Source organism: Hafnia sp. CBA7124, assembly GCF_002355555.1.
GTDB classification, from domain to species: domain Bacteria; phylum Pseudomonadota; class Gammaproteobacteria; order Enterobacterales; family Enterobacteriaceae; genus Hafnia; species Hafnia alvei.
In genome coordinates this window covers 3,472,108-3,489,061 of the sequence record NZ_AP017469.1, presented here as the reverse complement: position 1 = coordinate 3,489,061, position 16,954 = coordinate 3,472,108, and the positions used below count along the sequence as shown (strand labels likewise).

17 protein-coding genes are annotated in these 16,954 nt (G+C 49.2%); 11 read left to right on the top strand and 6 right to left on the bottom strand.

Annotated elements, in window-relative coordinates; all coding sequences use genetic code 11:
• Positions 1–92 precede the first annotated feature (92 nt).
• The 6 genes from cadC to CPY98_RS16000 all read left to right on the top strand — a co-directional run bounded on the left by cadC (position 93) and on the right by CPY98_RS16000 (position 9,209).
• On the top strand, positions 93–1,700 hold the full coding sequence (gene cadC / locus CPY98_RS16025) for a lysine decarboxylation/transport transcriptional activator CadC (protein ID WP_096388431.1): 1,608 nt from the start codon (positions 93–95) through the stop codon (positions 1,698–1,700).
• A 426-nt stretch (positions 1,701–2,126) separates the two neighbouring features.
• Complete coding sequence (cadB, locus tag CPY98_RS16020; RefSeq protein ID WP_025800208.1) at positions 2,127–3,449, top strand: cadaverine/lysine antiporter; 1,323 nt, start codon at positions 2,127–2,129, stop codon at positions 3,447–3,449.
• A gap of 151 nt (positions 3,450–3,600) precedes the next feature.
• The gene (locus tag CPY98_RS16015; protein WP_025800207.1) at positions 3,601–5,742 is read left to right on the top strand and encodes a lysine decarboxylase CadA; all 2,142 of its coding nucleotides are present in this window, start codon (positions 3,601–3,603) and stop codon (positions 5,740–5,742) included.
• Positions 5,743–5,815: 73 nt separating this feature from the next.
• Positions 5,816–7,300 carry a dipeptide permease DtpD gene (gene dtpD / locus CPY98_RS16010; RefSeq protein ID WP_025800206.1) on the top strand — a complete coding sequence of 495 codons (1,485 nt, stop codon included), beginning with the start codon at positions 5,816–5,818 and terminating at the stop codon, positions 7,298–7,300.
• Positions 7,301–7,378: 78 nt separating this feature from the next.
• Positions 7,379–8,698 (top strand): tRNA lysidine(34) synthetase TilS, encoded by a 1,320-nt coding sequence (tilS, locus tag CPY98_RS16005; RefSeq protein ID WP_096388430.1) that lies wholly within the window; start codon positions 7,379–7,381, stop codon positions 8,696–8,698.
• A gap of 193 nt (positions 8,699–8,891) precedes the next feature.
• Complete coding sequence (locus CPY98_RS16000) at positions 8,892–9,209, top strand: cytochrome c (RefSeq protein ID WP_025800204.1); 318 nt, start codon at positions 8,892–8,894, stop codon at positions 9,207–9,209.
• Positions 9,210–9,288: 79 nt separating this feature from the next.
• Here the strand turns inward: CPY98_RS16000 and rof are convergent, their stop codons facing one another.
• Both rof and CPY98_RS15990 read right to left on the bottom strand, forming a co-directional pair.
• The gene (gene rof, locus CPY98_RS15995) at positions 9,289–9,549 is read right to left on the bottom strand and encodes a Rho-binding antiterminator (RefSeq protein WP_025800203.1); all 261 of its coding nucleotides are present in this window, start codon (positions 9,547–9,549) and stop codon (positions 9,289–9,291) included.
• Positions 9,536–9,736 (bottom strand): YaeP family protein, encoded by a 201-nt coding sequence (locus tag CPY98_RS15990; protein ID WP_008814496.1) that lies wholly within the window; start codon positions 9,734–9,736, stop codon positions 9,536–9,538. The genes rof and CPY98_RS15990 overlap by 14 nt, the downstream gene beginning before the upstream one ends.
• A 226-nt stretch (positions 9,737–9,962) precedes the next feature.
• Between CPY98_RS15990 and CPY98_RS15985 the strand changes: the two genes are divergently transcribed.
• From CPY98_RS15985 to nlpE, 3 genes are all read left to right on the top strand, one after another.
• The gene (locus tag CPY98_RS15985; protein ID WP_096388428.1) at positions 9,963–10,511 is read left to right on the top strand and encodes a YaeQ family protein; all 549 of its coding nucleotides are present in this window, start codon (positions 9,963–9,965) and stop codon (positions 10,509–10,511) included.
• A 1-nt stretch (position 10,512) separates the two neighbouring features.
• A complete protein-coding gene (arfB, locus tag CPY98_RS15980) occupies positions 10,513–10,929 on the top strand; it encodes an alternative ribosome rescue aminoacyl-tRNA hydrolase ArfB (protein WP_096388426.1) in 417 nt (138 codons plus the stop codon).
• 62 nt (positions 10,930–10,991) lie between these two features.
• Positions 10,992–11,672, top strand: coding sequence for an envelope stress response activation lipoprotein NlpE (gene nlpE / locus CPY98_RS15975; protein WP_025800200.1), 681 nt, complete (start codon positions 10,992–10,994; stop codon positions 11,670–11,672).
• 39 nt (positions 11,673–11,711) lie between these two features.
• Here the strand turns inward: nlpE and CPY98_RS15970 are convergent, their stop codons facing one another.
• Positions 11,712–11,972: a YfhL family 4Fe-4S dicluster ferredoxin gene (locus CPY98_RS15970; RefSeq protein ID WP_025800199.1), complete on the bottom strand. Its 261-nt coding sequence runs from the start codon at positions 11,970–11,972 to the stop codon at positions 11,712–11,714.
• Positions 11,973–12,235: 263 nt separating this feature from the next.
• Between CPY98_RS15970 and yfhb the strand changes: the two genes are divergently transcribed.
• On the top strand, positions 12,236–12,886 hold the full coding sequence (gene yfhb / locus CPY98_RS15965) for a phosphatidylglycerophosphatase C (protein ID WP_025800198.1): 651 nt from the start codon (positions 12,236–12,238) through the stop codon (positions 12,884–12,886).
• Between the two features lie 42 nt (positions 12,887–12,928).
• Here yfhb and yiaY read toward each other — a convergent pair whose 3' ends face one another.
• Complete coding sequence (yiaY, locus tag CPY98_RS15960; protein ID WP_096388424.1) at positions 12,929–14,080, bottom strand: L-threonine dehydrogenase; 1,152 nt, start codon at positions 14,078–14,080, stop codon at positions 12,929–12,931.
• A gap of 291 nt (positions 14,081–14,371) precedes the next feature.
• A complete protein-coding gene (gene pspE / locus CPY98_RS15955; protein WP_025800196.1) occupies positions 14,372–14,692 on the bottom strand; it encodes a thiosulfate sulfurtransferase PspE in 321 nt (106 codons plus the stop codon).
• A gap of 242 nt (positions 14,693–14,934) precedes the next feature.
• Between pspE and tadA the strand changes: the two genes are divergently transcribed.
• Positions 14,935–15,447, top strand: coding sequence for a tRNA adenosine(34) deaminase TadA (tadA, locus tag CPY98_RS15950; protein ID WP_025800195.1), 513 nt, complete (start codon positions 14,935–14,937; stop codon positions 15,445–15,447).
• On the opposite strand, the gene mltF is transcribed toward tadA, so the two are convergent.
• Positions 15,444–16,940, bottom strand: a complete 1,497-nt coding sequence (gene mltF, locus CPY98_RS15945) for a membrane-bound lytic murein transglycosylase MltF (RefSeq protein WP_025800194.1) — start codon at positions 16,938–16,940, stop codon at positions 15,444–15,446. The genes tadA and mltF overlap by 4 nt on opposite strands.
• Positions 16,941–16,954: the final 14 nt, after the last annotated feature.

Below are 16,954 nucleotides of genomic sequence, written 5' to 3'. Positions count from 1 at the left end.
AGTGCATAGGGTGCTGCGGTTTACTGTGTAACAAGTCCCGCTGTGCTACTATTGCGCGCTTCTTTCCATTTCCCTCTGAGCCTTAGCACACCATGCAAGAGCAAACTTTCCGCGTTGGCGAATGGTTGGTTTTAGCCGCTGATAATAAGATCACCCGTGATGGTCGTTTATTAGTGTTAGAGCCTCGCCTCATCGATATGTTGAGCTACTTTGCTCATCATCCCGATACGGTACTAAGCAGGGATGAACTAATTGATAACGTATGGAAACGTAATATTGTCACCAATCATGTGGTGACTCAGTGTATCTCTGAGCTGAGGAAATATTTAAAAGACGGGCGACCTGACGCGCCCGAGTACATCGTGACGGTGCCTAAACGCGGCTACAAGCTGGTGGAACCGGTTATCTGGTGCGAAGAGGGCGGGGCTGATTTTACTCTGCCGACTCAAACACCGGTCAAAGTGGTGATTGAGCACGAGCCGGAAGATGGCAGCGCGATCTCGAATACTGTCACTGCATCTGATGTTCATCCTGAGCAATCATCGCTTAGCCATGGCCAAACGGCCAGCCCTGACGTCGCACCGAAGGATACGAGTGATAAAAAGCGTGCGTCTAAGCTTGGGCGTTCACGCTTTTGGGTGTGGGTAGCATTTCTATCCTCTCTGGTGTTGTGTATCTCGTTGATTGGCTTGGCCGTTTTTAATCAGCGAGTGCCTGTTGCACCTGCGCCCATGTTGCTGAATCCGCGTGATATTGATATCCGTATTCAGGGCGGGAATAGTTGCACCAACTGGACTAATCAGCTTTCGTACGTCGTTGGCCTAAGCGAAATGCTAGCGCAGGGCCTGAATACCCACTCAACGTTTTTAGTGCACGATCAAACTAACTACAACTACGGCGGGCCGAGCAGTTCTGGCAAGTCGATGTTCATTGAGTTTGTGAATCAGAGGCACTATCGCGCACAGCAGTGTTTCTTGTCCGTGCGCCTGATCGATAATGCTGATAGCTCAGTGATGTTGGAGAAACGCTACTTTATTACGACGGATAATTTGCTGACGGTGCAGAAAGACTTCATCGATAGCATGTTCCAAACGTTAAAAGTGGTTCAACCTGCAAGCATGGTTCAGCGAATTGAAACACTGGTGCCACAGCATAGTCAGATATTGCAGCTCTATTATCAGGCACACCAGCTTTTGATTCAGGGGGACAGCGATTCATTGAATCAGGCCAGTACTTTACTTGCCCAGATTACAAAACAGTCGCCGGACTTTATCTATGCGCGTGCAGAAAAAGCGTTGGTAGATATATTGCTGAATTCATATCAGCCGTTTAATGCGTCAGATCTTGCTAACCTCCGTAAAGAGATTACTGACGTTGAGGCGATTCCTTTATTGCAAAATAGCGCAATTATTCAGCAGATATATGCTGTTGATTATTTAAGTCAGGGCAAAGTTGACGAAGCCTTTCAGATGATTAATAAAGGCATCGATTTAGAGATGTCTTGGCTAAACTATGTCTTACTTGGCAAAGTTTATGAACTGAAAGGGCAAAATAACCTTGCTGCGGATGCTTATATTACCGCTTTCAATTTACGCCCAGGAAATAATACCTTGGATTGGATAAAAAATGGCGTCTTCCAAACCAATGTTATCCGCGTTGCCCCTTACTTAGCGAATTACGACTTCTCCGATAACAATTAATTTGTATGATATTTAATCCGGCCTGTTCCCTTATAAAGGAGCAGGCTTTTTTTACCCCCAAAGAATTATAAACTTCCCTCGGATTCTTCACTGACAATGAAAAATATATGCATTAAGTGTGTTGTTTTTTTGTGTCTTCGTATGTGTTAATTTTGTTTCATTAAACGTTTTTTCATCTTGAAAAATCATCGGTAATTTTTATGTCAACATGCTGTTTTTATTGATTTAATTTTACGTTTCTTGATGTTTTTTTATTATCTAGGAAAAAAGGTCAAGATGTCATTTCTTGGGACACGCTGATAATTTAACTTTACCTTTAGGACTTTTATTTTGCTGGTCAGTAACATGCATCCCATCAAGTCGAACACCTAACTGCGGTAATGAGTGAATACGACTTTTCTGAAAATTAATCAGGAGCAACTGACCATGTCATCAAGCAAGAAAATCGGGCTAATTGCCTGCACCGGCGTAGTAGCTGGTAATATGATGGGGAGCGGTATTGCACTATTACCTGCGAACCTGGCGAGTCTCGGTTCCATCGCAATATTTGGTTGGATCATTTCATTAATCGGTGCAATGTCTCTAGCGTATGTATATGCACGTTTGGCTACTAAGAACCCTCAGGAAGGTGGCCCTATTGCTTATGCTGGTGAAATTGGTCCGGCATTCGGTTTCCAAACCGGTGTTCTTTATTACCATGCAAACTGGATTGGTAATTTAGCAATCGGTATTACCGCAGTTTCTTATCTATCTACTTTCTTCCCAGTATTGAATAGCCCAATTGCAGCTGGCGCAGCATGTATCGCCATTGTATGGATCTTCACTTTCGTGAATATGCTGGGTGGAACTTGGGTAAGCCGCTTAACCACTATCGGTCTGGTGCTGGTGTTAATCCCAGTTATCGGTACTGCTATCGCAGGTTGGGCTTGGTTTGACCCTGCTACTTATCACGCTAACTGGAACACTTCTGGCGGTACCGATAGCCACGCGGTTATCAAAAGTATCCTGCTGTGCCTGTGGGCGTTCGTAGGTGTTGAATCCGCAGCGGTAAGTACTGGTATGGTGAAAAACCCATCTCGTACCGTTCCACTGGCTACCATGTTGGGTACTGCTCTGGCAGGTATCGTTTATATCGCAGCAACTCAGGTTATCGCAGGTATTTACCCAGCAAGCCAAATGGCGGCTTCTGGTGCACCGTTCGCAATGAGTGCTTCAACTATGGTTGGCGGCTGGGCTGCTCCTGTAGTGTCTGCTTTCACCGCATTCGCATGTTTAACCTCTTTAGGTTCTTGGATGATGCTGGTGGGTCAAGCCGGTGTGCGTGCTGCTAAAGACGGTAACTTCCCTAAAGTGTACGGCGAGCTGGACAAAAACGGCATTCCTAAGAAAGGCCTGTTGTTAGCCGCAGTGAAAATGACCGTACTGATGGTTCTGATTACTGTAATGAGCGCTAGCGGCGGTAAAGCGTCTGACCTGTTCGGTGAACTGACTGGTATCGCGGTTCTGCTGACTATGCTGCCTTACTTCTACTCTTGCGTTGACCTGATTCGTTTCGAAGGCGCCAACGTGAAAAACCTGCTGAGCCTGGTTGCATCGGTTCTGGGTTGTTGCTTCTGCTTTATCGCTCTGATGGGTGCGGGTTCATTCGAACTGTCCGGTACCTTCATCGTGAGCCTGGTTATCCTGATGTTCTATGCACGTAAAATGAACTCTCGCAAACCACAAGCTAGCGCAGACAGCAACGCATAAGTGACTTGGCTAAAACGCCACGTACACAACGAATTGAGTAATCCTCGCGATTACACACAGCAAGACAATTAATTTATCCAGCCTCTCTCTGTTTGAAGTACTTCTACTGAAAAGTAGAGAGGGGCCAGCTTTTTGCCTGGAGAATTAGAGTATGAATATTATTGCCATCTTGAATCACATGGGCGTCTACTTCAAAGAAGAGCCTATCCGTGAACTGCACAAGGCACTGGAAGCACTCGATTTTCAGATTGTTTATCCAAACGACCGTGAAGACCTGCTGAAACTCATCGACAACAACGCACGTCTGTGCGGCGTTATCTTCGACTGGGATACTTACAATCTCGACCTGTGCGAAGAAATCAGCGCGATGAACGAACATCTGCCTGTCTATGCGTTCGCCAACACCCACTCTACTCTGGATGTTAGCCTGAACGATCTGCGTTTGAACGTTGAGTTCTTCGAATACGCACTGGGCGCAGCTCAGGATATCGCACAGAAAATCCGTCAGAGCACCGACGCATACATCGACGAAATTCTGCCTCCGTTGACCAAAGCACTGTTCAACTACGTTAAAGAAGGTAAATACACCTTCTGTACTCCGGGTCACATGGGCGGTACTGCGTTCCAGAAATCCCCAGTGGGCAGCATCTTCTATGATTTCTTCGGCGCTAACGCGATGAAATCTGATATCTCCATCTCTGTGGGTGAACTGGGTTCTCTGCTTGACCACTCAGGTCCACACAAAGAAGCTGAAGAATACATTGCGCGTACTTTCAACGCAGAACGCAGCTACATGGTGACTAACGGTACTTCTACCGCGAACAAAATCGTTGGTATGTACTCAGCACCCGCTGGCAGCACCGTTCTGATTGACCGTAACTGCCATAAGTCTCTGACTCACCTGATGATGATGAGCGACATCACTCCTATTTACTTCCGTCCAACCCGTAACGCTTACGGTATCTTGGGTGGTATTCCTAAGAGTGAATTCCAGCACGACACCATCGCTGAACGCGTTGCACAGACTCCAAATGCAACCTGGCCAGTTCACGCCGTAGTGACCAACTCTACCTACGACGGTCTGCTGTACAACACTGATTACATCAAAGAAGCGCTGGACGTTAAATCCATCCACTTTGACTCTGCATGGGTTCCTTACACCAACTTCAGCCCTATCTACAAAGGTCTGTGTGGTATGAGCGGTGGCCGTGTAGAAGGCAAAGTTATTTATGAAACTCAGTCTACTCACAAACTGCTGGCAGCATTCTCTCAGGCTTCAATGATTCACGTTAAAGGTGACATCAACGAAGAAACCTTCAACGAAGCCTATATGATGCACACCTCTACTTCTCCTCACTACGGCATCGTGGCTTCTACCGAAACCGCTGCTGCAATGATGAAAGGTAATGCCGGTAAACGTCTGATCAACGGTTCTATCGAACGTGCGATTCGTTTCCGTAAAGAAATCAAACGTCTGAACTCCGAATCTGAAGGCTGGTTCTTCGACGTATGGCAGCCAGAAGGTATCGACGAAGCGAAATGCTGGCCTTTGGATTCCAAAGACAGCTGGCATGGCTTTAAAGATATCGATAACGACCACATGTATCTGGACCCAATCAAAGTCACTCTGTTGACTCCAGGGATGCAGAAAGATGGCTCAATGGCTGATACCGGTATCCCAGCGTCTATCGTTTCTAAATACTTAGACGAACACGGCATCATCGTTGAGAAAACAGGTCCATACAACTTGCTGTTCCTGTTCAGCATCGGTATCGACAAAACTAAAGCACTGAGCCTGCTGCGTGCGCTGACCGAGTTCAAACGTTCATACGACTTGAACCTGCGCGTTAAGAACATGCTGCCTTCACTGTATCGTGAAGATCCAGAGTTCTATGAAAACATGCGTATTCAGGACTTGGCACAGGGCATCCATGCGCTGATCCAACACCACAACCTGCCGGACCTGATGTACCGTGCATTTGAAGTGTTGCCAACCATGGTAATGAACCCACATGCAGCGTTCCAAAAAGAACTGCGTGGCCAGACTGAAGAAGTCTATCTGGAAGAGATGATCGGCAAAGTGAATGCCAACATGATCCTGCCATATCCTCCAGGAGTTCCTTTGGTAATGCCAGGTGAAATGCTGACCGAAGAAAGCCGCCCAGTTCTGGAGTTCTTGCAGATGCTGTGCGAAATCGGTGCACATTACCCAGGCTTTGAAACTGATATCCACGGTGCATATCGTCAGGCTGACGGTCGCTACACTGTTAAAGTTATCAAAGACCAGAAGTAATTGACTGACTGAGGGGGCGTCCTGCTAAAGGACGCCCCCTTTTATTATGCAACCCCCTTAAATGGGAGATGACATGAAAACACCCTCACAACCGCGCGCTATCTACTATGTCGTAGCATTGCAAATCTGGGAATATTTCAGCTTTTACGGCATGCGTGCGTTACTGATCCTTTATCTCACCCATCAGCTTGGGTATAACGACACCCACGCTTTCAGTCTCTATAGTGCTTACGCTTCACTGGTTTACGTCACCCCAATTATCGGTGGGATCCTTGCAGATAAACTGTTGGGCAACCGAATGGCGGTGATAGCCGGGGCTATCCTGATGACGTTAGGCCATGTGGTTCTCGGCGTCAGTGCGGTTTCGCCTTCATCTCTCTATTTAGCCTTAGCCATCATCGTGTGTGGTTACGGGCTGTTCAAATCCAATATCAGCTGCCTGCTGGGCGAGCTTTATGCCCCTGAAGATCCACGCCGTGACGGCGGTTTCTCCTTGCTGTATGCCGCTGGTAACATTGGTTCAATCGTTGCCCCCATTGCCTGCGGCCTTGCGGCCGAGCAGTATGGCTGGCACGTCGGCTTTGCATTAGCCGGGATCGGCATGTTTGCCGGTTTGATTATCTTCTTGTGCGGGCACAAACATTTCCGCCATACCGTTGGTGTGAACCATCAGGGTATGAAAAATAAAACGCTGCGTATTCCTAACTGGGGATGGCTGTTGGCGGCGGTGGTTCTTTCTCCGCTCTTTGTCGCCGTTCTTTTCTGGCGCGACTGGTCAAGCTACGCGCTGGCGCTGGTGTGCGCTGCGGCCATTATTATTATGGTGAGCATTTATCGTCGAGCAGAACCGGATCAGCGTAAAGGCCTGCTGCAAATTGTGATTTTGATGCTGCTCGGCACGCTGTTCTGGGCGTTTGCCCAACAGGGCGGTAGCTCAATCAGCTTGTTCATCGACCGCTTTGTGAATCGCCAATGGTTCTCTTTCACCATTCCTACGGCGGTGTTCCAATCGGTTAACGGTTTTGCCGTTATGCTAAGCGGCGTGGTTCTGGCTTGGCTGGTTCGCGAAAACAGCAACGGCAACCGGATATTGCGTATTTGGGGTAAGTTTGCTCTTGGGCTGGCGCTAATCAGCGCAGGCTTCGGCATTCTCACCTTTAACGCTCGCTGGGCGGCGGTTCATGGCCAAGGCTCCATGGCATTAACCGTTTTAGGTCTAGCGGTGATGGGATGCGCAGAACTCTTTATCGATCCAGTGGCGATGGCACAGATTACTCGGCTGAAAATTCCGGGAGTGACGGGCGTCCTTACCGGGATCTACATGTTGGCGACTGGATCGATAGCCAACTATCTTGCGGGTATTATCGCTAATCAAACCGCCGAAGTGTCATTTGAACAAGGTGGTGAAGCGACGGCACACTCCGTTATGGCGTATGTCAGCGTGTTTAGTGATATCGCATGGGGTGCGCTTGGCTGCGTTGGACTGGTTGCGGTGATCTGGCTGTGTCATATGTTTATGGTGCGCCGCAACGCAGTTGCCGCCGAGTCGTGCGAATAAGGACTTGCTTCCAACAGAGCGGATGGTTAACGTTCTGATATTCAATCGTTCAGGGCGGTGACCGCGCCGTAAAGTGTCATGAATAGCTCAGAAATCCAGATGCGAATTGCCAGCAAACTTCAGGGGCGTTCGCATCTGATGGTTGCTTTCAGCGGTGGGCTTGATTCCACCGTTTTACTGCATGCGCTCGTTCAGCTGCGTATGCAGAATTTCCCTCATCTCCAGCTACGGGCTGCGCATGTGCACCATGGGCTCAGCCGCTATGCTGATTTATGGGTCGACCACTGCAAGTCAGTGTGCCAGCAATGGCAGGTGCCGCTGCATGTTCTACGGGTTAAAGTGGATGCCCAGCGCAGCGGGGTTGAAGCCGCCGCGCGTGATGCCCGCTACCATGCGATAGCCGGACTTATCGGTAATCACGAAACCCTGCTGACCGCGCAGCATCTCGACGATCAGTGTGAAACCTTTTTGTTGGCGCTTAAACGCGGCAGTGGCCCGACCGGACTTTCTGCCATGGCCAGCCATATGCCGTTTTTCAGCACCGAACAGATACGTCCGTTGCTCGACATTAGCCGTGCCCAGCTAGAAGAATATGCCGCCAGCTACGATCTCAAGTGGGTTGAAGACGACAGCAATCAAGACGATCGCTTCGATCGCAATTTTCTTCGCCTGCGCGTGATCCCAAATCTACGCGACCGCTGGCCACACTTCCCTGAAGCCGTCGCTCGCAGCGCCAGCCTGTGCGCCGAGCAGGAGCAGTTGCTCGATGAGCTCTTGTTAGACTCGCTACAGTCTCTGATGAGCGAGGATGACTCGCTAAATATCGAAGGCCTGTTGCCGATGTCTGAGGCCAAGCGCTATGCGCTATTGCGCCGCTGGATCGCCTGCTTTGGCGTCATGATGCCAACTCGCGAACAACTGCAACGCCTCTGGCACGAAGTGGCAACCGCACGCGAAGACGCAGAGCCGCAGCTCCAGCTCGGTAAAAATCAGGTTCGTCGTTATCGTCAGCATCTATACCTGTTACCTCCGCTGCGTTCGCTCAAGACAGAAGTCATCGTCTGGGATCCGCGTGAATCCTTGCCGCTGCCAGATGGTCTCGGTGAATTACAGCTCGGTGAGCGTGGAATATGCGTGCGCGCCCCAAGATCGGATGAAGCCGTCTCGATTCGTTTTGTCGCTCATGGCACACTACGCATCGTCGGACGCCGTCATTCACGCCCAATAAAAAAAATCTGGCAGGAACATAACATTCCGCCATGGGAGCGTGAACGAACGCCTATGCTCTACTATGGTGAAACGCTAATCGCCGCACTCGGCGTTTTCATTACCCAAGAAGGGCAGGGGATGGCGGATCGGCCGGTGTGGAATATACACTGGACCAAAGACTGGATGTAAATCCTCTTCGTACTTGAAACCGTCTCGGCGTTAGCTGCGCTTGCTTACCCGAATCACTTACTTATGTAAGCTCATCGGGATGCGCTCGCTTGCTGCCTTGATACGGTTCCAATTACGTTGAGGATAAATCTCCGTCATACTTCAAGCTACAGATGCGTTGGTTACAGTGATGGCAATGTCGAGGAAGATAATAATGATGAAAAAATTAATGGCTGCGGTAGTGCTGACAGCGGTGGTTTCTCTGCCTGCATTGGCGGCGGGAGATGCGGCTGCGGGCAAGAGTAAAGCGATGACCTGCGTGGCCTGCCACGGCATGGAAGGCAAAGTCACGGTGCCGATGTACCCAAATTTAGCTGGGCAGAACGCGATGTATCTGGAGCAGGCGTTGAAGGATTACAAAAGCGGCGGGCGCTCAGGTGGACAAGCTGAAGTGATGAAAGCCTATGTTGGCAATCTTTCCGAGCAGGATATCAGCGATTTAGCCGCTTATTACGCGAGTCTGAAACCATAATGAAAAGGGCGATGAAATCATCGCCCTTCGTCTATCTGTTTCGTTAATCTATCTTGGTGGAGAGGTGTGCCGAAAGGGGCTAAGACATGCTTACGTTGACGGTGCCAATCTCAGGATGACTGAAGCTGGCAATGTGGTCTAAACGTAACTCCCGTGGCTCGCCGTCTTGCTCAATAACCAGATATTCTACGTGCTTACGTGAAATCAGGTCGTTGGCTTTGGCTTGCAACTTCTCTCCGTTGCGCAGTTCTAGCGCCAGTATCAGATGATGCTGGCAGGCGAGTTCCAAATTGTCGTAATCGTCACAGTTGATTGGCTGATACTCTTCAATTTTCGACATAATCACTCACCAATAAGTTAGCGGCGGCATAGGCCGCCTGTTCCCTAACGGCAGAGGGCAGCGCTTCGTTGGCTGCAACCTCATCCAGAGCTTTTAAAACACAACCTAACGCGTCAGGTATATATCCCAAATCCCCACTACCGATCTGGGCGTACATACGGCGTACTAACTCAGAATATTGCTGCAAATTTATCCTCCTCTAAAGCTTATCCCTGTGACGGTTAGTCTGAAAAAATCGGCACGAGGATAAGCTCTGCTTATCTCATCGACTATAGCACAGCCGCCCTCACTAGAAAGCAGGCTGAGTTACTGCGCGATGTAATAAATCTGTTCTTTACACGTGACAGTCCCACTCTGACTAGTTGCCAGAAGGGGGATACGGTACACTGTTAACAATTATACGAGAGGATTTTATGGCATTAAAGGCAACGATTTACAAAGCTAACGTCAATATTGCAGATATGGATCGTCATTTTTATCATGATGCTTCTCTGACGCTGGCGCAGCATCCATCAGAAACTGAACAACGCATGATGCTGCGGCTTTTAGCCTGGATTTGCCATGCAAACGAGCGCCTGACTTTTACCAAAGGATTGTGCGCCGACGATGAGCCTGAATTATGGCTACGTAATGATTACAACGGGATCGATCTGTGGATTGAACTCGGCTTACCCGATGAGAAACGTCTTAAAAAAGCCTGTTCGTTATCGCAGGAAGTGGTGCTCTACGCTTATAGTGAACGCGCTGGACGCGTGTGGTGGCAGCAGAATCAGGCAAAACTGAGCGGGCTTAAAGCGCTCTCCATTCGTTTTGTTAGCGATGAAGTTATGGCGATGCTGCCTAAATTTGTTAGTCGCACCATGGACTTACAGGCAACAATACAGGAAGGCGCAGTCTGGCTATCTGACGCACAAAATAACGTTGAGATCCAGTTTGATCACTGGAAGCCAGCGGGAGTCTGAGATGTTGCAGATTACCAACACCGTATCCGTAAGCGATGACGAAATTGAAATCACCGCGATCCGCGCGCAGGGCAACGGTGGCCAAAATGTGAATAAGTCTTCAACGGCGATTCACCTACGCTTTGATATTCGCAGTTCCAGTTTACCGTCTTTGTACCAAGAGCGTTTACTGGCGATGAGTCATCATCTGATAACCCTCGACGGCGTCATTATTATCAAGGCGCAGGAATATCGGAGTCAGGAGATGAATCGCGAAGCGGCGCTGGCAAGATTGACAGAATTAATTAAATCGGCAGGCGTGGTGGAGAAAGTTCGCCGTCCAACGAAGCCGAGTCGAAATGCAAAACGTAAGCGGGTAGAAAGTAAAACCCGACGCGGGGTGACGAAATCTTTACGTGGCAAGGTGAGTACAGATTAGCGTTTGTGCTTGGTATGTCACCGAAGATTAAAATAATAGGGACCCACAGTAGGAGAATAACTGTGAAAAAATTGGCTATTTCGCTGTTTTTGGCAGCGGGTGCGATGGCACTGTTCGGGTGTAACGCTCGTTCCCAATATGTAGAACAACCTCTCAAGCCGATGGCGCAAAGTTTTCAGGGCGTATTGCCTTGTGCTGACTGCGAGGGCATGGATACATCGCTGTTCTTGGAAAAAGACGGCACCTTTGTGCTGAAAGAGATCTATCGCGGTTCACGCGATGGCGATCAAACCTTTGCGGAGTATGGCAGTTGGCAGCGCACCGCCGATAAGTTAGTGCTAACCGGCACTGATGGCAATAAGCGCTATTTTCGTCCGAAAGGCAATAATTTGACGATGTTGGATGCCAGCGGTAACGAGATCGATTCGGCGCTGAATTATACGTTGAAGGCGACGGATGCGACGTTACCCGTCACGCCAATGACGTTTAAAGGCATGTATGTTTATATGGCGGATGCGGCGACTTTCCGTGATTGTGCTACCGGTAAGCAGTTCCCAGTCAGCAATAATATTGCGCTGGAGCAAGGCTATAGCCATGCGCAGTCCGAGCCTGGACAGCCTGTATTCTTGGAAATCCAAGGACACTTTGCGGTAACGCCTTCGATGGAAGAAGGGCAGGTGGAAACCGCGTTAGTTCCTGACGGTCAGCCCCATTTTGATGCTAAAGGCAGCTGCGCAAACTGAGGCAAAATGAATACACTTCAGGGCTCGGCCCTGAAGTGTTTAAATTTTATCGGCGTGATGCAGCACAACGAACTTATCCCACAGCTGTTCATTGCTTTCTAGATGAGCTGGGTCGCGAATAATCGTGTTGTCGATGGGACAGACCTTCATGCAGGTCGGTTCATCGTAGTGGCCTACGCATTCGGTGCAGCGCTCTGCATCAATCTCGTAAATATCCATACCCATAGAAATCGCTTGGTTCGGGCACTCCGGCTCGCACATATCACAGTTGATACATTTTTTTGTGATCAGTAGGGCCATAACTCTCTCATAACGTTGCAGGGTGGTTTTAAATAAACGACCCAATGTGGGGCGGATAAATACTCGCGGGGGCGAGATTATACTCCCTGACGTGCCATACACCAATTTTTTCACTCAGGTTATCTCTCCCGCGTTAGCGTTAGTTTAGCTACGTGGTTGTATCTTTGTAGGATGCTGGGTACCGTTAATACTATTGATCCAGTTTCAATGAATTGACCTGATTTAAACGAGAGGATGGGATTTTGCTTTCCCAAGGAGCCATTTTGACCGACAGCCAGTCAGCGACAAAAGCACAACGCGTGGTCTTTTTTGACCTTGATGGCACTCTGCATCAGCAAGATATGTTTGGCAGCTTTTTACGCTTCATGCTTTGGCATATGCCACAAAACCTGCTGTTAGTGATCCCTCTATTGCCGGTGATTGCCTTCGGCCTGATCGTTCAGGGGAGAGCAACGCGTTGGCCAATAAGCCTGTTGCTTTGGGCCATCACGTTTGGTCATCGAGAATCGAGGTTGAATGCGCTTGAGCGCCAGTTTGTGCAGGTATTTAAGCGCGACGTGGTGCCTTTTCCGGTTGTCATGGGGCGTTTGAAACAGTATTTAAGCAGCCAAACGGCAGAAGTGTGGCTGATTACCGGTTCTCCGCAGCGCTTGGTGGAGCAAGTCTATACTGATGAACCTTTTATTCATCAGGTTCGCATGATCGGCAGCCGCATGGTGCGTCGTCGTGGTGGCTGGGTGTTGGCTCTGCGTTGTTTAGGGCCGGAAAAAGTGGTGCAGCTAGAAAAGCAGCTAGGTAAACCGCTCAAGCTTTACAGTGGGTATAGCGACAGCCAGCAAGACAACCCGCTATTGTCGTTTTGCGAGCACCGCTTCCGAGTAAGTCCTACGGGAGAGTTACAGCAGTTAGAGTGAATAAAAAAGCCTCCCCAGCAAAGGGGAGGCTTGATCGCGCGATTACATCGCGGCTTTAAAGATAGCAACGATCTCTTCGTGCGTAGCCTGAATTGGGTTAGTGAAACCACAGGCATCTTTTAAGGCATTGGTTGCCAGCGTTGGCAGATCTTCTTCTTTCACGTTCAGTTCGGTCAAACCGGCAGGAATGTTGACGTCTTTTGCCAGTTTACGGATTTCTGCGATACACGCATCCGCACCTTGCTGGTCATTCATCTTGCTCACATCAACGCCCATCGCTGCGGCGATATCTTTTAAGCGACCTGCAGACACTTTTGCGTTAAAGATCTGCACGTGTGGCAGCAGAACCGCATTACAGACGCCGTGTGGCAAATCGTAGAAACCACCCAACTGGTGCGCCATTGCGTGCACATAGCCCAGTGATGCGTTGTTAAACGCCATACCAGCCAAGAACTGTGCATAGGCCATGGTTTCACGCGCTTCCATGTTGCTGCCGTTTTCCACCGCATGACGCAGTGATTGGCTGATCATGGTGACGGCTTTCAGCGCGCAGGCATCGGTGATTGGGTTAGCGGCGATAGACACGTAGGCTTCTACGGCATGAGTCAGCGCATCCATACCGGTAGCCGCGGTCAGGCCTTTAGGCATACCGGCCATTAGCTCTGGATCGTTTACTGACAAAATTGGCGTGACGTGTTTATCCACGATGGCCATTTTGATGTGACGATCAACGTCGGTAATAATGCAGAAACGCGTCATTTCAGACGCCGTACCCGCAGTGGTATTGATAGAAATCAGCGGTAACTGTGGTTTGGCTGATTGATCAACGCCTTCGTAATCACGGATGTCACCTCCGTTGGCAGCGACCAGCGCAATACCTTTTGCGCAATCGTGTGGAGAACCACCGCCAAGGGAAATAACACAATCACTTTGATGCTGGCGCAGAATTTCTAGGCCTTCAGCGACGTTGATCGTTGTTGGGTTTGGATGAGTACCATCATATACCGCGCTCTCAATGCCCATGTCGGATAGCAAAGCCTGAACTTTGGCGACAACACCAATTTTGTTCAATACGTTGTCGGTAACGATCAGCGCATGCTTGTAGCCATAGCCTTTCATGGTGGTTGCCGCTTCGGCTAGGCAGCCAGCGCCAATCATATTGACTGAAGGGATAAAGAAGGTTGAAGTTGTCATCGGGTCGTTCCTTAATGTGAGAAAATTAACAATCACGATACTACCCAAGGGGTAGATGAAATCTGATCTTCCTCAAAATTTGGCAGGAATAAAATAATAGCAAAATTAATATATCGATGATTTATATATTTGTGGCATGTGTGATGTGTGGCATTTATAAACATAGGGATGTAATTAAATGTGTTAGCGCCGCTAACCGTTCTTTACGCGAGCGTAAAAAGTGCTTCAGCGAAGGGGGATAGGTGATAACCCCTGAGGCGTAGTTATCTGGCATCAGGGGATAGGGTGTGATTATTTTACCAAAGTCTGCGTTTTTTCAACGTCTTTCAAGCCGCCTTCGTTAACGGCGTTTTTGTAGCCCATTTTTTGCAGCATTTTCTCTGCTTTACCTGACTGATTGCCGGTATTGCAATAAAGATGCAGGGTGTCGTTCTTGTCCTGTGATACTTCGCTAATCCGCTGATCCAGCTGCTTTAACGGAATATTCACCGCGCCCTTCACATGAGTCTCTTGATACTGATCCGGAGTACGCACGTCAATCCAATGCTCTGCGGCCCACAGTGAAGTTGAAGCCATCAGCAGCGCACTGGCTATCAGCGCTTTTTTTACCATTCGAGTTTGACCAAACATCGTGATACATCTCCTTTGTGATTATCAAATAACGGCTTTCGCCTTATGCATATTACGCCAACGGAGTGCGCAAAACTTTGCGTACTCCCTACTATATTGAGAAAACGTTCAATCAAGGGAGTAAAAGACAGAAGCTAAGAGATTCCCCGCTATGATTAAAGTCCAAGATGCAACTTCAGATAAGAAGGGTATAATGCGCGCCCTGAATTAATGGAGGTGAGCACGTGAGCGAACTAAATGATGCTTACTGGATGAAGCAGGCGTTAGCGTTGGCGCAAAAAGCGTGGGATCAGGGCGAAGTGCCCGTCGGTGCGATTTTGGTGCTGGATGATAAAGTGATTGGTCAGGGCTGGAACCGTCCAATCACCCGTCACGATCCCACCGCGCATGCCGAAATCATGGCGTTGCAGCAGGGCGGACAGATTGTGCAGAACTATCGGCTGCTAAATGCAACGCTGTATGTCACGCTTGAGCCTTGCGTGATGTGCGCAGGCGCTATGGTGCACAGCCGTATTAAACGTTTGGTTTATGGTGCGAGTGATTTAAAAACCGGAGCTGCAGGCTCTTTGCTGGATATTCTGCGCCATCCGGGCATGAATCATCAGATAGAGATCGCATCTGGCGTGTTGGCGACCGAGTGCTCGGACATGCTGAGTCAGTTTTTCCAGCAGCGCCGCGAGCAGAAAAAAGCCGAGCGTGAGGCTCGGCGTCAAAATCTTTCGGGCTCTACCGATTAGAACGGCAGCAGTCCGCGTGGGCTGCGCTTTGTTCGTCCTTCCAGCGCCTGTTCAGGCGGCACCGCCGGATAGCCTTGACCTAATAACGCTTGGCGAGTTTGCTCGGCGGCAATCTGCTTCTCTTTTTCTAACAAATAACCTTCCAGACTCACCAGATAGCGGCGGATGTTTTCCACATACTGATATGCCTCATGCCCGCGCGCATAGCCGTAGGTCAGGTTCTGGTTATATTTCTTCTGGCTTAACATTGGCAAACGCTGCTTCACATCGACCCAGCTATTCGGATTGCCACCCTGTTTTTGCGTCAGTTGGCGCACGTCTAGCATGTGTCCGTAGCCCATGTTGTAAGCCGCTAACGCAAACCAGATTTTCTCATCTTCAGGAATGGTATCTGGCAGTTTATCCATTAAACGTTCGAGATAAAGTGCACCGCCCGCGATGCTTTGCTCGGGATCAAGACGATCTTTTACCCCTAGCCCATCGGCCGTGGCGCGGGTTAGCATCATTAAGCCTCGGACGCCGGTCGGTGACGTGGCCTGAGGATTCCAGTGTGATTCTTGATAGGCAATGGCCGCCAGCAGTTTCCAATCGATTTTCTGGGCGTATTTTTTAAAGATCTCGCTCAGGTCGGGCAGCACATTATCAATTGCCGCTAAGAATGTTTTGATATCAACATAATCAAATCCACCCACGTGGCCCAAATATTTTTCTTCCAAGCGTGCCAGTGAACCATCATCCACAATCTTGCTGAAATAATCTAAGACGGCGGCATACAGGCTGTCATCATCGTCGCGATTGAGATACCACATTACCGGCTCTTCATCGCTGATATCGAAAGCTACGGCCAACTGCGGGTGAATGCGTTGGAAAAGCGCCACGCTAACAGAGTCGGCAATCGTATAATCCAGCGTACCTTGTACCACGCGCTGCATAAGATCGGTTGAGGATAAATCGGTAGACGACTCCCAGGTCAGATTGGGATATTTGGTCTGTTTATATTGGCTTAGGGTGGTGACATGCGCAGAGCCTGACTGCACGGCGAGTATACCGCTCAAATCTTTAAGCGATTTCGGTCGTGGTTTGCCCTGACGATAAACTAACTGCTGTGATACTGAATAATAAGAAGGGCCGGTGCGAAAACGGCTGAGGCGTTCGGTATTATAAAGTAGGCCCGCGGCAACAAGATCGCTTTTACCGCTGTCCAAATCATCAAATAATTCTGGCAACGTGCCGCGCACGCGAACTTTTAGCTTCACGCCCAGATAATCAGCAAAGCGCTTTGCCAGCTCATAATCGAGCCCGCTGATGTTCTTCCCATCGGTTTGATAGGTGAGGGGGGAATTAATGGTGCTGACTCGCAGCTCACCGCGGTCGAGAATCTGCTGTAGCTGGCTCTCGTTTCCGCTACGCCACGGAATATTCGGCCATAGCGCAAGCGCCAGCAGGGCAGAAACGATACCGATAAGATAATAATTATATTTTATACGTTTCAAATAGTTATCTCATG

What these genes read in the sequence shown, in the direction of transcription:
- cadC (WP_096388431.1), top strand. Translation starts at nt 93, where the DNA reads ATGCAAGAGCAAACTTTCCGCGTTGGCGAATGGTTGGTTTTAGCCGCT.
- CPY98_RS15970 (WP_025800199.1), bottom strand. Translation starts at nt 11,972, where the DNA reads ATGGCCCTACTGATCACAAAAAAATGTATCAACTGTGATATGTGCGAG.
- rof (WP_025800203.1), bottom strand. Translation starts at nt 9,549, where the DNA reads ATGTCGAAAATTGAAGAGTATCAGCCAATCAACTGTGACGATTACGAC.
- pspE (WP_025800196.1), bottom strand. Translation starts at nt 14,692, where the DNA reads ATGGTAAAAAAAGCGCTGATAGCCAGTGCGCTGCTGATGGCTTCAACT.
- tilS (WP_096388430.1), top strand. Translation starts at nt 7,379, where the DNA reads ATGAATAGCTCAGAAATCCAGATGCGAATTGCCAGCAAACTTCAGGGG.
- arfB (WP_096388426.1), top strand. Translation starts at nt 10,513, where the DNA reads ATGTTGCAGATTACCAACACCGTATCCGTAAGCGATGACGAAATTGAA.
- cadB (WP_025800208.1), top strand. Translation starts at nt 2,127, where the DNA reads ATGTCATCAAGCAAGAAAATCGGGCTAATTGCCTGCACCGGCGTAGTA.
- CPY98_RS16015 (WP_025800207.1), top strand. Translation starts at nt 3,601, where the DNA reads ATGAATATTATTGCCATCTTGAATCACATGGGCGTCTACTTCAAAGAA.
- yiaY (WP_096388424.1), bottom strand. Translation starts at nt 14,080, where the DNA reads ATGACAACTTCAACCTTCTTTATCCCTTCAGTCAATATGATTGGCGCT.
- dtpD (WP_025800206.1), top strand. Translation starts at nt 5,816, where the DNA reads ATGAAAACACCCTCACAACCGCGCGCTATCTACTATGTCGTAGCATTG.
- CPY98_RS16000 (WP_025800204.1), top strand. Translation starts at nt 8,892, where the DNA reads ATGATGAAAAAATTAATGGCTGCGGTAGTGCTGACAGCGGTGGTTTCT.
- CPY98_RS15985 (WP_096388428.1), top strand. Translation starts at nt 9,963, where the DNA reads ATGGCATTAAAGGCAACGATTTACAAAGCTAACGTCAATATTGCAGAT.